The 15538-nt window shown below is 44.1% G+C and carries 13 protein-coding genes; 5 read left to right on the forward strand and 8 right to left on the reverse strand.

Annotated features, from left to right (window positions below):
• Positions 1-48: 48 nt before the first annotated feature.
• Entirely contained in the window at positions 49-2043 is a 1995-nt protein-coding gene (locus tag I2I04_RS14890; RefSeq protein WP_143257529.1) for a fructose-1,6-bisphosphatase, read from the forward strand.
• 119 nt (positions 2044-2162) lie between these two features.
• On the opposite strand, the gene I2I04_RS14895 is transcribed toward I2I04_RS14890, so the two are convergent.
• The 6 genes from I2I04_RS14895 to I2I04_RS14920 all read right to left on the reverse strand — a co-directional run bounded on the left by I2I04_RS14895 (position 2163) and on the right by I2I04_RS14920 (position 9299).
• Entirely contained in the window at positions 2163-2609 is a 447-nt protein-coding gene (locus I2I04_RS14895) for a GNAT family N-acetyltransferase (protein WP_195655358.1), read from the reverse strand.
• 24 nt (positions 2610-2633) lie between these two features.
• Entirely contained in the window at positions 2634-3782 is a 1149-nt protein-coding gene (locus I2I04_RS14900) for an LA_2272 family surface repeat-containing protein (protein ID WP_195655359.1), read from the reverse strand.
• A 52-nt stretch (positions 3783-3834) separates the two neighbouring features.
• Positions 3835-5493 (reverse strand): AMP-binding protein, encoded by a 1659-nt coding sequence (locus tag I2I04_RS14905; RefSeq protein WP_195655360.1) that lies wholly within the window; start codon positions 5491-5493, stop codon positions 3835-3837.
• Between the two features lie 301 nt (positions 5494-5794).
• Positions 5795-6865: a GDP-L-fucose synthase family protein gene (locus I2I04_RS14910; RefSeq protein ID WP_143257533.1), complete on the reverse strand. Its 1071-nt coding sequence runs from the start codon at positions 6863-6865 to the stop codon at positions 5795-5797.
• Between the two features lie 100 nt (positions 6866-6965).
• On the reverse strand, positions 6966-8036 hold the full coding sequence (gene gmd / locus I2I04_RS14915; RefSeq protein WP_143257534.1) for a GDP-mannose 4,6-dehydratase: 1071 nt from the start codon (positions 8034-8036) through the stop codon (positions 6966-6968).
• 93 nt (positions 8037-8129) lie between these two features.
• Complete coding sequence (locus I2I04_RS14920) at positions 8130-9299, reverse strand: dicarboxylate/amino acid:cation symporter (protein WP_143257535.1); 1170 nt, start codon at positions 9297-9299, stop codon at positions 8130-8132.
• Between the two features lie 109 nt (positions 9300-9408).
• Here I2I04_RS14920 and gnd point away from each other — a divergent pair, with 109 nt between their 5' ends.
• The 4 genes from gnd (at position 9409) to I2I04_RS14940 (ending at position 14248) form a co-directional block, all read left to right on the forward strand.
• On the forward strand, positions 9409-10884 hold the full coding sequence (gnd, locus tag I2I04_RS14925) for a decarboxylating NADP(+)-dependent phosphogluconate dehydrogenase (protein WP_143257536.1): 1476 nt from the start codon (positions 9409-9411) through the stop codon (positions 10882-10884).
• Between the two features lie 148 nt (positions 10885-11032).
• Positions 11033-12529: a glucose-6-phosphate dehydrogenase gene (gene zwf / locus I2I04_RS14930; protein WP_143257537.1), complete on the forward strand. Its 1497-nt coding sequence runs from the start codon at positions 11033-11035 to the stop codon at positions 12527-12529.
• Positions 12526-13257, forward strand: a complete 732-nt coding sequence (gene pgl, locus I2I04_RS14935) for a 6-phosphogluconolactonase (protein WP_185911472.1) — start codon at positions 12526-12528, stop codon at positions 13255-13257. The genes zwf and pgl overlap by 4 nt, the downstream gene beginning before the upstream one ends.
• Before the next feature lie 40 nt (positions 13258-13297).
• Complete coding sequence (locus tag I2I04_RS14940; protein WP_087318372.1) at positions 13298-14248, forward strand: Dyp-type peroxidase; 951 nt, start codon at positions 13298-13300, stop codon at positions 14246-14248.
• Between the two features lie 35 nt (positions 14249-14283).
• Here I2I04_RS14940 and I2I04_RS14945 read toward each other — a convergent pair whose 3' ends face one another.
• Both I2I04_RS14945 and I2I04_RS14950 read right to left on the reverse strand, forming a co-directional pair.
• Positions 14284-14496, reverse strand: a complete 213-nt coding sequence (locus I2I04_RS14945) for a hypothetical protein (protein WP_087323879.1) — start codon at positions 14494-14496, stop codon at positions 14284-14286.
• A 263-nt stretch (positions 14497-14759) separates the two neighbouring features.
• On the reverse strand, positions 14760-15458 hold the full coding sequence (locus I2I04_RS14950) for a LytR/AlgR family response regulator transcription factor (RefSeq protein ID WP_004313366.1): 699 nt from the start codon (positions 15456-15458) through the stop codon (positions 14760-14762).
• Positions 15459-15538: the final 80 nt, after the last annotated feature.

Genomic DNA, 15538 nt, shown 5'->3' on the forward strand with positions numbered 1-15538 from the left:
TAGTATATTGCTGAATCGTAATTAGTAATTTGTAAAATAGTAAATAAAATGACTGCTCAAAGTAACATAACTCCTGAAAGCATTGTGGGTGATCTTCGTTATCTGCAACTGCTTTCCCGAAGTTTTCCTACGATTGCCGATGCTAGTACGGAAATAATCAATCTGGAGGCTATCTTAAATCTACCTAAAGGGACAGAGCATTTCCTGACTGACATTCATGGAGAATACGAAGCTTTTCAGCACGTACTGAAAAACGCTTCAGGTGCGGTAAAACGTAAAGTAAATGAAATATTCGGCAACACTCTCCGCGAGGCTGAAAAGAAAGAAATCTGCACGTTGATTTACTATCCCGAAGAAAAACTTCAATTAGTGAAAGCCCGTGAAAAGGATCTGGATGATTGGTATCTGATTACTCTGAACCAACTGGTGAAGGTCTGTCAGAATGTATCTTCCAAATATACCCGTTCGAAAGTTCGTAAATCGCTGCCTGCCGAGTTCTCTTATATTATTCAGGAATTATTGCACGAATCGTCTATCGAGCCGAACAAGCATGCTTATATCAATGTGATTGTCAGCACGATTATCACTACAAAGCGTGCCGATGATTTCATTATCGCTATGTGCAATCTGATTCAGCGTCTGACTATTGATTCTCTTCATATCGTAGGCGATATTTACGACCGTGGTCCTGGCGCGCACATCATCATGGATACGTTATGCAATTACCATAACTTCGATATCCAATGGGGAAATCATGATATTCTCTGGATGGGTGCAGCTTCCGGTAACGATAGTTGCATTGCCAACGTGATACGTATGTCCATGCGCTACGGCAACCTGGGCACGCTTGAAGACGGATATGGAATCAATCTGCTTCCATTGGCTACTTTTGCAATGGATACGTATGCCGATGATCCTTGCACCATCTTCATGCCGAAGATGAACTTTGCCGACGCTCATTATAATGAGAAGACTTTGCGCTTGATAACTCAAATGCATAAAGCTATTACCATTATCCAGTTTAAGCTGGAAGCCGAAATCATCGACCGCCGTCCGGAGTTTGGGATGACCAACCGCAAATTGCTGGAGAAGATTGATTTTGAACGTGGCGTCTTTGTATACGAAGGAAAAGAATATGCTTTGCGTGATACCAACTTCCCGACCGTAGATCCTGCCGATCCTTACCGGTTGACGGAAGAAGAACGCGAATTGGTAGAAAAGATTCATTATTCATTCATGAATAGTGAAAAGCTGAAGAAACACATGCGTTGCCTGTTTACCTATGGCGGAATGTATCTGGTTGCAAATTCTAATCTTCTTTATCATGCTTCTGTCCCTCTGAATGAGGATGGCAGCTTTAAGCATGTCAAAATACGTGGTAAGGAATATTGGGGGCGTAAATTGCTGGATAAAGCCGATCAACTGATTCGTACTGCGTATTTCGATGAAGAAGGGGAGGAGGATAAGGAATTTGCTATGGATTACATTTGGTATATGTGGTGTGGTCCGGAAGCTCCTCTGTTTGATAAGGATAAGATGGCGACTTTTGAGCGTTACTTTGTAGAAGATAAAGAATTGCATAAAGAGAAGAAAGGTTATTATTATACGTTGCGCAACCGGGAAGATGTCTGCGATCAGATTTTGGCGGAGTTTGGAGCTTCCGGTCCTCACTCGCATATTATCAACGGTCATGTGCCTGTGAAAACGATTCAGGGAGAACAGCCTATGAAAGCCAATGGCAAGCTTTTCGTTATTGATGGCGGATTCTCAAAAGCTTATCAGCCGGAAACGGGAATTGCGGGATATACGCTTGTTTATCACTCTCACGGTATGCAGCTTGTACAGCACGAACCATTCCAGTCTCGCCAGAAAGCCATCGAAGAGGGACTTGATATCAAATCTACTAACTTTGTCCTGGAATTCAATTCGCAACGGATGATGGTGAAAGATACCGATAAAGGAAAAGAACTGGTAACTCAAATACAGGATTTGAAGAAATTGCTCGTTGCTTATCGTACCGGTCTGATTAAAGAAAAGGTATAATAGATAAAAGTGAACTGCACCCCTAAAGTTTTGTATCTAACTTTTTGGGTGCAGTTCAACTATAGTAAGGGGGGATTTTCTTTTTGGGGACCATTCGGGTGTCCCTTTTTTATTATAAATCAATGGCCATTGTATTCCATACTATACATATCATAGCCCTTGGCCCAATAGTCTTTTCTTATTTCTTTCAATGTAAATCCCTGTTTTTCGTAGAATTTATAAGCTAATTGTGAAGTTCTAACAGTTATTTTTTGAATACCATTAATAGACTTTATTTTTTCAATTCTATATTTTAGTAATTGTGCTCCCAGTGATTTGCCTTGGTGATGGGGATGTATGATATCCCAACTTATTTTTCCGGTGGTTTTGTCATCTGTGAAGTTTATTCCGCCACATCCGACAATCTCCTTGTTAAGCAAAAGAACAAAATAAAGTTCACGTTCACTATCCAGATAATTGCTGAAATCAGCTTCTTCTTCCAGTGCAAAATATTCAGGTGTGTTCTGCCTGATTAACTCTATTACGGCATTTTTGTCAGTTTCCCGGTATTCTCTAATTACAGTCATATATATATCACGTTAATTGCAAGTTTAGAAAAGAACAATACCGGCTTCGATAATAGCCCCCTTATCATAATTGCTCGATTTATTATAGAATCTGGTTAACCCATATCCACCTGTTGCAAAGATGCCGAACTTCTCGGTAAATTGATATTCCAGATTGGCACGTGCCTGCAATGCGTACAAGCGTTTCGGGATGACCTCATCTTTGTTATCAAAAGCCTCGATGTGCTGGAATCCGAGATCCCCGCTGATGGATAAACCCTTGTAAAGAGGGAAAGACAGACCGGCACGATAGGATGCGCTGGCCGAAAACTTATCATTCAACCCCTGATACATGGAACCCACTCCCAATATTGTATAAAACAACTGGTTCTTGAAACGTACCCCGATATTGGCAGGCGTTGTGTTTCCACCGTATACCATCATTTGCACTTTTGTGTCAGGATTTGCATTCACCAAACCAAGTTGGAAACCTTTCATATCTTCTTTGTAGTAATTGACAAGACCAATTTGAAGCCCTCGCGCTTTCGTTGCGTAGTTGCATAATGCTACTTGTACTCCATTCAGTTTTGATGCGGTTATATTGGCAATTCCTGCCATCTGCAGACCGTTCATGTGTTCGCCTACTACATTTAAAAGTCCCGAAGCCATCAGACCACTAAAGCTCTGTCCGGTGATATTGGCGGCTCCGGAAAAGTGTAAGCCCGAAGCCATGTTGCCTGTCACATTCATGAAACCACTGATCATTAACCCCGAGTTGTTGTCTCCTCCGATGCTCGTTAGTCCGGATATGACTACTCCCTGTGCTCTGTCGCCGGTGATATTTACCAATCCGGCAGCAGAAAGCCCTACGGTGTTATCGCCGCTGATATTACTGATACCGGCCAGCTGAACGCCCCGCATTGTACCCCCTGCCAAGTTGGCTAATCCGGTGATTTGTACTCCGTTCATGTCGCCATGAACCACGCTTCCTAATGCATTGATACCCACACCGTTCAAACGGTTCATTGTAGACAGGAGACCGATGTTTACATAAGTCGTCTGTGTACTGTCATGCGGTTGCGTACATATATCTTTCCAGATGGATATATTGATACCTGCACTCTTGTTTTGTGCCGGTAAAGAAACGGCAGCCATTAGTATAGCTGCCGTAAGTATTGTTTTCTTTATCTTCATTCCTTTCTCTTTTTCGGTTTAAGTTATCTCTCTCTATGTAGCTAACAATCTATCAGCCTTTTGCTTCTTGATACAAGTAACGTTTGATGCTCTTCTTCGGTGTCTTTTCAAATTCTTCCGGATAGATTTTCATCTTGGATATCTGGCTGTATGCCGGTAGCATAGCATTCAGTGCCACGCGGTTTTCTTCCATTACTTGTTCGATGTCTTCGGTCTTCAGGCCGTGAGCGAACGCATCGTCAAAGTCGGGATAAACAAGTCCGACAAGTTTCTCGTTTTGCTGAACGATAATGCTTTCAGCCACATATGGCAGGTTGTTCAACTTATCTTCAATTTCTTCCGGATAGATATTCTGTCCGCTGGAGCTTAATAACAGGTTCTTGCTGCGTCCTTTGATCGTAACATTCCCTTCTTCATCCATCAAAGCCAAGTCGCCGGTATGCAACCATCCATCCTTGTCGATGACTTCTTGAGTGGCTTCTTCGTTTTTGTAATAGCCCAACATCACATTCGGACCCTTACATACGATTTCGCCAACGATATTTTCGGGATCAGATGACAATACTCGTACATCCATGCGTGGTACAGCCTTTCCGCAAGAACCCGGTTTGAATTTTCTCCAATCTTCGTAACAGATAATCGGACCACATTCCGTCATTCCATATCCAACCGTATAAGGGAAATCAATCATTTTCAAGAACTGTTCCACTTCCTGATTGAACGCTGCACCTCCTACGATGACTGCCTTGAAGTTTCCGCCGAATGCCTTAATCATCTCTTCGCGCACTGTTGCCTTTATCTTATCATTGATAATAGGCACTTTCAGCAATATCTTCATCGCTGGAGTTTCCAACTTCGGAAGTACGCTTTTCTTGATAATTTTTTCGATGATAAGTGGTACGGCAACGATTAGACTGGGTTTCACTTCTTCAAAAGCCTGGAAGATAATCTTAGGGCTTGGCATACGGGTGAGGAAGTAGATGTGACAACCTACGGAGAACTCATAAAGGAATTCAAAAGCCAATCCGTACATGTGTGCCATAGGAAGCATGGAAACGATTTTATCTCCGGCTTTCAGTTCCAATACTTCAAAAGCAAATTTGGTATTCGACCACAGACTGCGGTAGGGGAGCATTACTCCTTTAGAATAACTCGTTGTTCCCGAAGTATAATTGATAACTGCCAGTTCTTCCGGTTCGTCTTTATGATAAGCGACATGCTCTTTACGGAAATTCTTCGGATATTTTTTGCCGAACATTTCGTTCAGATGTTCGCGTGCATACGTGAGTCGTTCGCTGCGTGACACTAGCAGGGTGAAGTCGTTCATCATCAGGATACCTTCCAGTAGCGGCATTGCCGCTTCGTTCAGGTTTTCCCATACCATATCTCCAACAAGCAGTAACTTGGCTTCGGAGTGGTTGACGATATTATGCACATTATCTGCTTTAAATTCATGAAGAATAGGTACAATAACGGCTCCATACGTCAGTGTGGCAAGGAAAGTAACTCCCCAGTGAGAGCTGTTTCTTCCACAAACGGCAATCTTGTCTCCTTTGCGGATTCCGCTTTCTTCAAAGATGATATGGAGTTTTTCGATTTTGCGAGCTACGTCTTTATACTGTAAAGTTGCACCTTTATAATCGGTCAGGGCATCCAGGTCCCAATTATTCTTGATACTATTCTCAATATAGGCTATAAAACTTTGTTCCATTGTTTTTGCACATTTGGTATTAAATTGTGCAAATATAGCAATTATATTAAGAATGAAGAATTAAGAGTGAAGATTTTTTGGAAATGGAGGGAGAGTAGTGGGAGAGAATCTGTGGACGATACGTTATTAGTACGATGGATGATGCTTATGGTTGAATAAATGATGCTTGATAGCTGAACAAATTATCATTATAGCAAAACAAATTATCATTATAGCTAATTTAATTATCATTATAGCTAAAAAAAATATGCTATTAGCAAAAATAATTCAGCTAATAGCATATTTACAGTAACTTCATTTCTTATTTCAAGTACCATTCGTACATTCTCTGTACGCCTTCCTCGATTTCAATTTTGTGGTGCCAGCCCAATGCATGCAGTTTTGAAGGATCGGTTAGCTTGCGCATTGTGCCGTCCGGTTTGCTGCTGTCGAAGGTCAGTTTACCTTGATAACCTACTGTTTCAACGATCCGTTCAGCCAGTTGACGGATGGTGATTTCCTTGCCGGTTCCGATGTTGATATGGCAGTTGCGGATATCCTTGCTACCTTCTTTATAGGTATCTTTGAAGTCCACATGCTCCATAACGAAGACACTGGCATCCGCCATTTCTTCGCTCCAGAGGAATTCGCGGAGAGGAGTCCCCGTCCCCCAAAGAGTGACTTCTGTTTCGCTGATTCCGTATTTTTTCAGAATAGCCAGAATGTCCTCTTTCGAGCTGTCGCCGTTGACGCCTTCCACCGGACGCAGGTTCATATCCTTGCGTACAGCTTCCCAGTTTCCTTCTTTCAGACAGTGTGCCAAATGAATCTTGCGAATCATGGCAGGCAATACATGGCTGCGTTCCAAATCGAAATTATCATTCGGTCCGTAAAGGTTTGTCGGCATCACGGCGATGTAGTTCGTTCCATATTGCAGGTTGAAGCTCTCGCACATTTTCAGTCCGGCAATTTTAGCGATCGCATACGGCTCGTTGGTATATTCCAACGGTGAAGTAAGCAATACATCCTCCTTCATCGGCTGTTCGGCATCGCGTGGATAAATACACGTACTACCGAGGAAGAGCAACTTTTTCACGTTGTGACGGAAACTCTCTCCGATGATATTCTGTTGAATTTGCAGATTCTTATATATAAAGTCGGCACGGTAGATGCTGTTCGCCATGATACCACCTACAAAGGCAGCGGCAAGGAATACATATTCCGGCTGTTCTTCATCGAAGAATTTACGGACCGCCATGCCATCCAGCAGGTCAAGTTCTTTGTGTGTGCGGCCTATCAGATTTGTATATCCTTTATCCTGCAAATTCTTCCAGATAGCAGATCCCACAAGTCCGCGGTGTCCTGCTACATATATCTTTGCATTCTTTTCCATTCTATCTTTTATTAGTTCACCACAGAGGAAACGGAGGGCACAGAGGAAAAAATAAAAACCTCCGTGTCCTCTGCGTCCTTTGTGGTGAAATGAAATTCATTTAATGTTTGGTAGCAATCATTCGCTTCACTTTTTCCATATCGTGGCGAACCATGATACTTACCAGTTCTTCGAATGATGTTTTGCATGGATTCCATCCCAACAATGTTTTTGCTTTAGTCGGATCACCCAGCAGTTGTTCCACCTCTGACGGACGGAAATATTTAGGATCAACCTCTACCAAAGACTTTCCGGTAGCTACGTCGATACCTTTTTCATTCACGCCTTCGCCTTCCCAACGAAGTTCGATGCCTGCTTCCTTGAATGCCAGCGTTGCGAATTCGCGCACTGTGTGCATTTCTCCAGTGGCAATTACGAAATCTTCGGGAACGTCATGTTGCAGGATCAGCCACATACATTCGATGTAATCCTTGGCATATCCCCAGTCGCGACGTGCATCCAGATTACCCAGATACAGTTTGTCCTGTTCGCCCTGTGCGATACGTGCGGCAGCAAGCGAAATTTTACGGGTAACGAATGTCTCGCCACGGCGTTCACTCTCGTGATTGAACAAGATTCCGTTTACGGCAAACATACCATAGCTTTCGCGGTAGTTTTTAGTAATCCAGAAACCATATTGTTTGGCTACCCCATACGGAGAACGGGGATAGAATGGAGTTGTCTCTTTTTGTGGAACTTCCTGCACCTTACCGAACAATTCGGAAGTAGAAGCCTGATAGATGCGGGTTTTCTTTTCCAGTCCCAGGATGCGTACAGCTTCGAGCATACGCAACGTACCGATAGCATCCGCTTCGGCCGTGTATTCCGGAACGTCGAATGAAACTTTCACGTGGCTTTGAGCTGCGAGGTTGTAGATTTCATCCGGTTGCACCTGTTGAATAATACGAATTAACGAACTAGAATCTGTCATATCCCCATAATGCAGATTGATCGTACGTTTCTGTTTCATGTCGCGCACCCACTCGTCAAAATACAAATGTTCAATACGTCCTGTATTGAACGAAGAAGAACGACGGAGTATACCGTGTACTTCGTAACCTTTTTGCAATAGAAATTCGGCAAGATAAGAACCATCCTGCCCGGTGATGCCTGAAATTAGGGCTTTTTTCATACGCTATTATTTAATATAATTGAAAATGTGGGTGCAAATGTCGGCATTTTTTGTGAGCCAGCCAAGCTACTACTCAATTATTTTTCAGCACAGTCATTCAGCATGGTTTTTTCTCATTATTTTGTCGATAATCAAAGCGATAGCTCCGTCTCCTGTCACGTTGCAGGCTGTGCCGAAACTGTCCATTGCGATGTAAAGCGCAATCATCAAAGCCTGTGCCGATTCGTCGAAGCCGAGCATGGATTGAAGAATTCCCAGAGAGGCCATGATAGCTCCGCCCGGAACTCCCGGAGCGGCTACCATTGTGATGCCCAGCATAAAGATAAATCCGGCAAACAATGGGAAGTCGAACGGCATTCCCTGCATCATCATCAATGCCAGTGCGCAGGCTACGATTTTCAGTGTGCTGCCCGACAGATGAATGGTGGCGCAGAGCGGAATCACGAAACCGGCCACTTCGGCAGATACCCCGTTCTTTTTGCTCTGTTCCAGCGTTACGGGAATGGTGGCTGCCGAAGATTGTGTGCCCAATGCCGTGAAGTAAGCCGGCAGCATTTTGCTAAGTAATTTAAACGGGTTTTTATGTACAAACAGTGCCGCGATGGAATACTGAAAAACCAACAGGAAGATATGAAGAACAAAGATGACTCCGATAATTTTAATAAACACCATCAGGATGGAATATACTTGTCCCGAATGTGTCATGTTGAGGAATATGCCAAAGATATATAGCGGCAGCAAAGGCAGAATGACTGCGCTAATCATTCGTACGATAATTTCCTGAAAATCCCGTGCCACGTTTTTCAATGCGTTGCTGTTCAGTGACGCCAGTCCCAAGCCCAAGGTGAAAGCCAGTACCAAGGCCGTCATTACGTTCATCAGCGGTGGGATGGAGACGGAGAAGTAGGGGAGGATGCCTTGTGCTTCGCTCACTTCTTCAAGCGGTGCTCCCGGTTCGATGAGTGACGGAAACACGGTGATTCCTGTGAAGTAGGAGAGGAATCCCGAAAACAGGGTGGCGAAATAAGCAATCAGAGCCGTCACGAGCAACATTTTTCCTGCACCTTTTCCGATGTCGGCAATAGCCACCGTCACCAGTCCGACGATAATCAGTGGGATAGAGAAATTGAGAAACTCACTGAAAATGCCATTGAAAGTAACGAATATTCGTACTAGCGGAGCCGGGAAAAAAGTACCGATGGCAATGCCCAAAATGATGGCAATAACGATGCGTGCCAACAAACCGATTTTGATCTTCTTCATCCTTGATTTTATTTGTAGACCACAAAAATAATATTTTAATCTAAAATATTGCGAACAAATGTCCTTTTCAACTGTTACTAAGATAACGAATATTCAAAATATACAAGTTATGGCAAATCAGAATAAAACAGATATCGGACTTATCGGCTTGGCTGTGATGGGCGAGAATCTTGCTTTAAACATGGAGAGTAAGGGGTGGCACGTATCGGTTTATAACCGTACAGTTCCCGGAGTAGAGGAAGGAGTGGTAGAGCGCTTCATGAATGGCCGCGCAAAAGGTAAAAACGTCGAAGGATTCACAGATATAAAAGCATTTGTAGATTCGATAGCTATTCCCCGTAAGATAATGATGATGGTTCGTGCCGGAAGTCCGGTTGATGAACTGATGGATCAGCTTTTCCCGTTGCTTTCACCGGGAGACATTCTTATTGATGGTGGTAACTCCAATTACGAAGATACCAACCGCCGCGTCAAACTGGCGGAGTCGAAAGGATTTCTTTTCGTTGGTAGCGGAGTGTCCGGCGGTGAGGAAGGAGCCTTGAATGGAGCTTCTATCATGCCCGGCGGTTCGGAGAAAGCATGGCCGGAAGTGAAACCGATCCTTCAAAGCATTGCGGCAAAAGCACCGGACGGCACTCCTTGTTGTCAATGGGTGGGGCCTGCCGGATCGGGTCATTTTGTGAAGATGATCCACAACGGTATCGAATATGGTGATATGCAATTGATTGCCGAAGCCTATTGGGTGATGAAAAAGTTGTTGGATCTGACCAATGAGGAAATGGCTGATGTCTTTGCCCGTTGGAACGAAGGTAAACTGCGCAGCTATCTGATCGAAATCACCGCCAACATTCTGCGGCATAAAGACAAATCCGGAGGTTATCTTATTGATAAAATCCTGGATGCGGCCGGACAGAAAGGAACCGGCAAATGGTCGGTCATCAACGCTATGGAGCTCGGTATGCCGTTAGGACTGATTGCCACAGCGGTATTCGAACGAAGTCTTTCTGCGCAGAAAGACTTGCGTCATCTGGCTTCCAGACAATATCAGTGTCAACATACACAACCTATATATAATAAGGTGGAACTCGTAAAGAATATATTTTCTGCTCTTTATGCTTCCAAACTCGTCTCTTATGCCCAAGGATTCGCCGTGTTGCAACGTGCTTCCGACGCTTTCGACTGGCATCTCGACCTGGCTTCCATTGCCCGTATGTGGCGTGGGGGATGCATCATCCGCAGTATATTCCTGAACGATATTGCTGCCGCCTTCGAAGCCACCGACAAGCCTAAACACTTGTTGTTGGCTCCTTATTTTAAAGAAGAAATGAAAACGTTGCTTCCCGGATGGAAAAGTCTGGTAGCGGAAGCCATGAAAGAAGAACTTCCTGTTCCTGCTTTCTCTTCTGCCCTGAACTACTTCTATTCGCTCACGTCTGCCGATCTGCCCGCCAACCTTGTGCAGGCACAACGCGATTATTTCGGCGCGCACACTTTCGAGCGCAAAGACGAGTTGCGTGGACAGTTCTTCCACGAGAACTGGACAGGTCACGGAGGAGATACGAAATCGGGTACATATAATGTTTAAATAGAAAACAGCTTTGAAATGATAAATGGGAATTTTTTAGGCACGTGCCTAAAATGAGAACATCCCGCAGGGAAACCTTGCTCCAGCGCTACGCTGGTAAATTTATCATTTACCATCTCAAAACAGAAATTAAAACAACTCTTGAAAAATGGATAACTTTGCAATGATAATCTTCGGTGCGTCGGGTGATCTGACCAAGCGTAAGCTGATGCCCGCTCTTTACTCCCTCTACCGTGAAAAGCGGTTGACCGGAGAGTACTCTATATTGGGTATCGGGCGTACGGTCTACTCTGACGATAACTACCGTTCCTATATATTAGAAGAACTGCAACAGTTCGTAAAGTCCGAAGAACAGGACACAGCTTTGATGGCTTCGTTTGTCTCCCATCTCTACTATTTACCGATGGATCCGGCAAAAGAAGAAGGTTACCCGCAACTCCGCCAACGTCTGGTCGACTTGACCGGCGAGGTAGACCCGGACAATCTGTTGTTTTACCTGGCCACTCCGCCGTCGCTGTACGGAGTAGTGCCCTTGTACCTGAAAGCTGCCGGACTCAACACCCCTCATTCACGTATCATCGTCGAGAAACCTTTCGGTTATGATCTCGAATCGGCACGTGAACTGAATAAAACGTATGCCTCTGTTTTCAATGAGCATCAAATTTACCGTATCGACCATTTTCTCGGTAAGGAAACGGCCCAGAATGTACTGGCTTTCCGTTTTGCCAACGGCATCTTTGAACCTCTCTGGAACCGTAACTATATCGACTACGTAGAAATCACAGCCGTAGAAAATCTGGGTATCGAACAACGTGGCGGATTCTATGAAACGGCAGGTGCGCTGCGGGACATGGTGCAGAATCACCTGATACAGCTCGTAGCCCTTACGGCTATGGAACCGCCCGCTGTTTTCAATGCCGACAATTTCCGTAACGAAGTGGTGAAAGTCTACGAATCTCTCACTCCGTTGAATGAAGTGGATTTGAACGAACATATCGTTCGTGGACAATATACAGCCTCCGGCAATAAAAAAGGATACCGTGAAGAAAAAGGAGTAGCTCCCGATTCGCGCACGGATACTTATATTGCCATGAAACTGGGCATTAGCAACTGGCGCTGGAGTGGCGTTCCGTTCTACATTCGTACAGGTAAACAAATGCCGACGAAAGTAACGGAAATCGTCGTTCATTTCCGTGAGACACCTCATCAGATGTTTCATTGTGCCGGTGGCAACTGTCCGCGGGCTAATAAATTGATTCTTCGTTTGCAACCGAATGAAGGAATAGTGCTCAAAATCGGAATGAAAGTCCCCGGTGCAGGTTTTGAAGTGCGCCAGGTGACGATGGATTTCAGTTACGCGCAGTTGGGCGGCGTACCCAGTGGAGACGCTTATGCCCGTCTGATAGACGACTGCATCCAGGGCGATCCGACTTTATTTACTCGAAGTGACGCAGTAGAAGCCTCATGGAAGTTTTTCGATCCGGTACTCCGCTATTGGAAAGACAACCCCGACGCACCTCTCTACGGTTATCCCGCAGGTACGTGGGGACCTCTGGAAAGCGAAGCAATGATGCACGAACATGGGGCCGACTGGACGAATCCTTGTAAGAATTTGACGAATACAGATCAATATTGTGAATTATGAAACTATCAGTTTTTCCCTCATCTATTGAAACTTCACGAACATTGATACTCCGCTTGGTGGAAATCATGAATGAAGAGCCGGACAGAGTGTTCAATATTGCAGTCAGCGGTGGTAACACACCTGCTCTGATGTTCGATTTATGGGCGAATGAATATATGGAAATTACCCCGTGGGACCGTATGCGGATTTACTGGGTAGATGAACGCTGTGTGCCTCCCGATAATTCGGACAGTAATTACGGAATGATGCGCAACCTCCTTTTGGGGTTGACTCCCATTCTGTATGAAAATGTATTCCGTATTCGTGGAGAGGCGAAGCCTGCGAAAGAAGCGGTTCGCTATTCGGAGTTAGTCCGGCAGCAAGTGCCGCTGAAGCGTGGCTGGCCCGAATTCGATATTGTACTGCTGGGAGCCGGAGACGACGGACACACGTCTTCCATCTTTCCCGGACAAGAAGATTTGCTGACTTCAAACTCTATTTATGTAGTCAGTGCGCATCCTCGTAACGGGCAGAAGCGCATTGCAATGACGGGATACCCCATTCTGAATGCCCGCTATGTCATTTTCCTGATTATCGGAAAAAATAAAGCCGATGTAGTAGAAGAAATCTACCATTCGGGAGACACTGGGCCCGCAGCCTATATAGCTCATCATGCGCAGAATGTAGAGCTGTTTGTGGATAAAGCGGCTGCCACATACATTGACGATAGTAATAAAAAGATGAACTAAAACGGTTTCGTTGACGAAACTAACAGAAAAAAAGAAAAATATGAATCCTTATCAAAATTCATTTGGAGGTAATATCCCGCAGGACGTAGCCGGGAAACAAGGTGAAAATGTCATTTTTATTGTTTATACTCTAAAAGATACTCCCGAAACTCTTGATAAAGTGAAAGATGTATGTGCTAATTTCTCGGCCATGATTCGCAGTATGCGCAATCGTTTCCCCGAACTGATGTTCAGTTGCACGATGGGCTTTGGCGCCGATGCCTGGAGCCGTCTTTTCCCGGAAAAGGGGAAGCCTAAAGAACTGAACACTTTCGAAGAGATAAAAGGCGGAAAGCACACGGCAGTCTCTACTCCGGGCGACATCTTGTTTCATATCCGTGCAAAACAGATGGGATTGTGTTTTGAGTTTGCTTCCATCATTGACGAGAAGCTCCAAGGCGTAGTTGAACCTGTCGACGAAACTCACGGTTTCAGGTATATGGACGGCAAGGCCATTATCGGCTTTGTAGACGGAACAGAGAATCCGGCAGTTGATGAGAATCCTTATCATTTTGCGGTGGTAGGAGAGGAGGATGCTGATTTTGCAGGAGGAAGTTATGTTTTTGTCCAGAAGTACATTCACGATATGGTTGCGTGGAACGCTCTGCCTGTGGAGGAACAGGAGAAAGTGATCGGGCGTCGTAAGTTTAACGATGTCGAACTGTCTGATGAGGAGAAACCTCAAAATGCGCATAATGCCGTCACCAATATTGGTGATGACCTGAAAATTGTGCGTGCCAACATGCCGTTTGCCAATACATCTAAGGGAGAATATGGCACATACTTCATCGGTTATGCAAGTACGTTCAGTACGACCCGGCAGATGTTGGAAAGTATGTTCATCGGCAATCCGGTAGGAAATACCGACCGTTTGCTTGACTTCAGCACAGCCGTAACAGGAACGCTTTTTTTTGCTCCTTCCTACGATTTGCTGGGAGAATTGGGCGAATAAAAAAAGAAAAATAAGAATAAAAGATTGGAGGAGGATTACACTTTGGTAATCTCCTCCACTATATATTGATCTTTCACTCTCTTACAAGTACATACAAAGTATTCCGGATGTTTCAGGGCTCCTTCTAAAGTATCAGGAAGAATCATCTCTTTGGTACGTCTATCCATTGCCACTGTTGCATATAGAATACCCTCTTTTTCGCATCTCTCAATTAATGCATTTTTTAGTTCTTCTACGCTATATTCCATTTGTGTGAGACTTTATCGCTGCAAAGTTATGGAAAATATGTATATTTTGTGCAATAATATTCTTGTAATATATAAAAATAGCTCCCTAGTTCGTCCGCCGACGAGGGAGCTATCAACACAAAAACTAAACTAGACTTAACTAAACTATTCTATTCTTGGAATTTCACAATCCCTTTCTGTTCTTTGCAAAGGTAGCTATAAAACGGATTTTGGCAAACTATAATCGACAAAAATCACTTTTTTACCGATAAAATAAAGAATAATCAGCTCCTTTCGTCAAGAAAAGTCTGAAAAACTTGCTTATAACTATCGCTGATAGGAATGTATGTCTTGTCAAACACGATACGTCCGCGGTCAATCACACGTATTTTATCTTTTTGTACGATGAATGAGCGGTGCACACGTATGAAACGACTGGATGGCAAGAGCTCTTCCATGGCTTTCATACTCATCAGTGACAGGATAGGCTTGGGAGCGTCTTCCGTATATATTTTAATGTAATCTTTCAGTCCTTCGATATACATGATTTTCTTCAAGTCCACTTGTACCAGTTTGTAGTCACTTTTCACAAAGATACTGTCTATCTCTTCCGGTTTCTGCACGAGTTCGAACCATTGGAGAGCTTTGTTGGCAGCTTGCAGGAAATCAACGTATGAGATCGGTTTCAGCAGGTAATCAAGTGCATTGACACGATAACCGTCGATGGCATACTGTCCGAAAGCGGTAGTAAACACAATACGGGTATGCGGATCTACCATCTTCGAGAACTCCAGACCGTTAAGCTCCGGCATCTGAATGTCCAGAAACAGGAGGTCGACCTCTTCGCCCGGCAATTCTTTCATCGCCTGAACCGCGCTGGAATACTTTCCTGCAAGTTGCAGGAACGGAGTCTTATTCACATAACTCTCTAACAAGCTAAGAGCTAAAGGCTCATCGTCAACGATTGCGCAACGTAACATCATACTATTTTATATCTAAAGTTTTATATCCCAAATATTGTACTTGACGCTTTATACTAAATATTTGTATTTAACGTTTTATA

Source organism: Bacteroides sp. 1001136B_160425_E2, assembly GCF_015559655.1.
GTDB lineage: Bacteria > Bacteroidota > Bacteroidia > Bacteroidales > Bacteroidaceae > Bacteroides > Bacteroides luhongzhouii.

Excerpts from the sequence above, each read along its gene's own strand:
- I2I04_RS14890 (WP_143257529.1), top strand. The coding sequence starts at position 49 with ATGACTGCTCAAAGTAACATAACTCCTGAAAGCATTGTGGGTGATCTT.
- I2I04_RS14895 (WP_195655358.1), bottom strand. The coding sequence starts at position 2,609 with ATGACTGTAATTAGAGAATACCGGGAAACTGACAAAAATGCCGTAATA.
- I2I04_RS14900 (WP_195655359.1), bottom strand. The coding sequence starts at position 3,782 with ATGAAGATAAAGAAAACAATACTTACGGCAGCTATACTAATGGCTGCC.
- I2I04_RS14905 (WP_195655360.1), bottom strand. The coding sequence starts at position 5,493 with ATGGAACAAAGTTTTATAGCCTATATTGAGAATAGTATCAAGAATAAT.
- I2I04_RS14910 (WP_143257533.1), bottom strand. The coding sequence starts at position 6,865 with ATGGAAAAGAATGCAAAGATATATGTAGCAGGACACCGCGGACTTGTG.
- gmd (WP_143257534.1), bottom strand. The coding sequence starts at position 8,036 with ATGAAAAAAGCCCTAATTTCAGGCATCACCGGGCAGGATGGTTCTTAT.
- I2I04_RS14920 (WP_143257535.1), bottom strand. The coding sequence starts at position 9,299 with ATGAAGAAGATCAAAATCGGTTTGTTGGCACGCATCGTTATTGCCATC.
- gnd (WP_143257536.1), top strand. The coding sequence starts at position 9,409 with ATGGCAAATCAGAATAAAACAGATATCGGACTTATCGGCTTGGCTGTG.
- zwf (WP_143257537.1), top strand. The coding sequence starts at position 11,033 with ATGGATAACTTTGCAATGATAATCTTCGGTGCGTCGGGTGATCTGACC.
- pgl (WP_185911472.1), top strand. The coding sequence starts at position 12,526 with ATGAAACTATCAGTTTTTCCCTCATCTATTGAAACTTCACGAACATTG.
- I2I04_RS14940 (WP_087318372.1), top strand. The coding sequence starts at position 13,298 with ATGAATCCTTATCAAAATTCATTTGGAGGTAATATCCCGCAGGACGTA.
- I2I04_RS14945 (WP_087323879.1), bottom strand. The coding sequence starts at position 14,496 with ATGGAATATAGCGTAGAAGAACTAAAAAATGCATTAATTGAGAGATGC.
- I2I04_RS14950 (WP_004313366.1), bottom strand. The coding sequence starts at position 15,458 with ATGATGTTACGTTGCGCAATCGTTGACGATGAGCCTTTAGCTCTTAGC.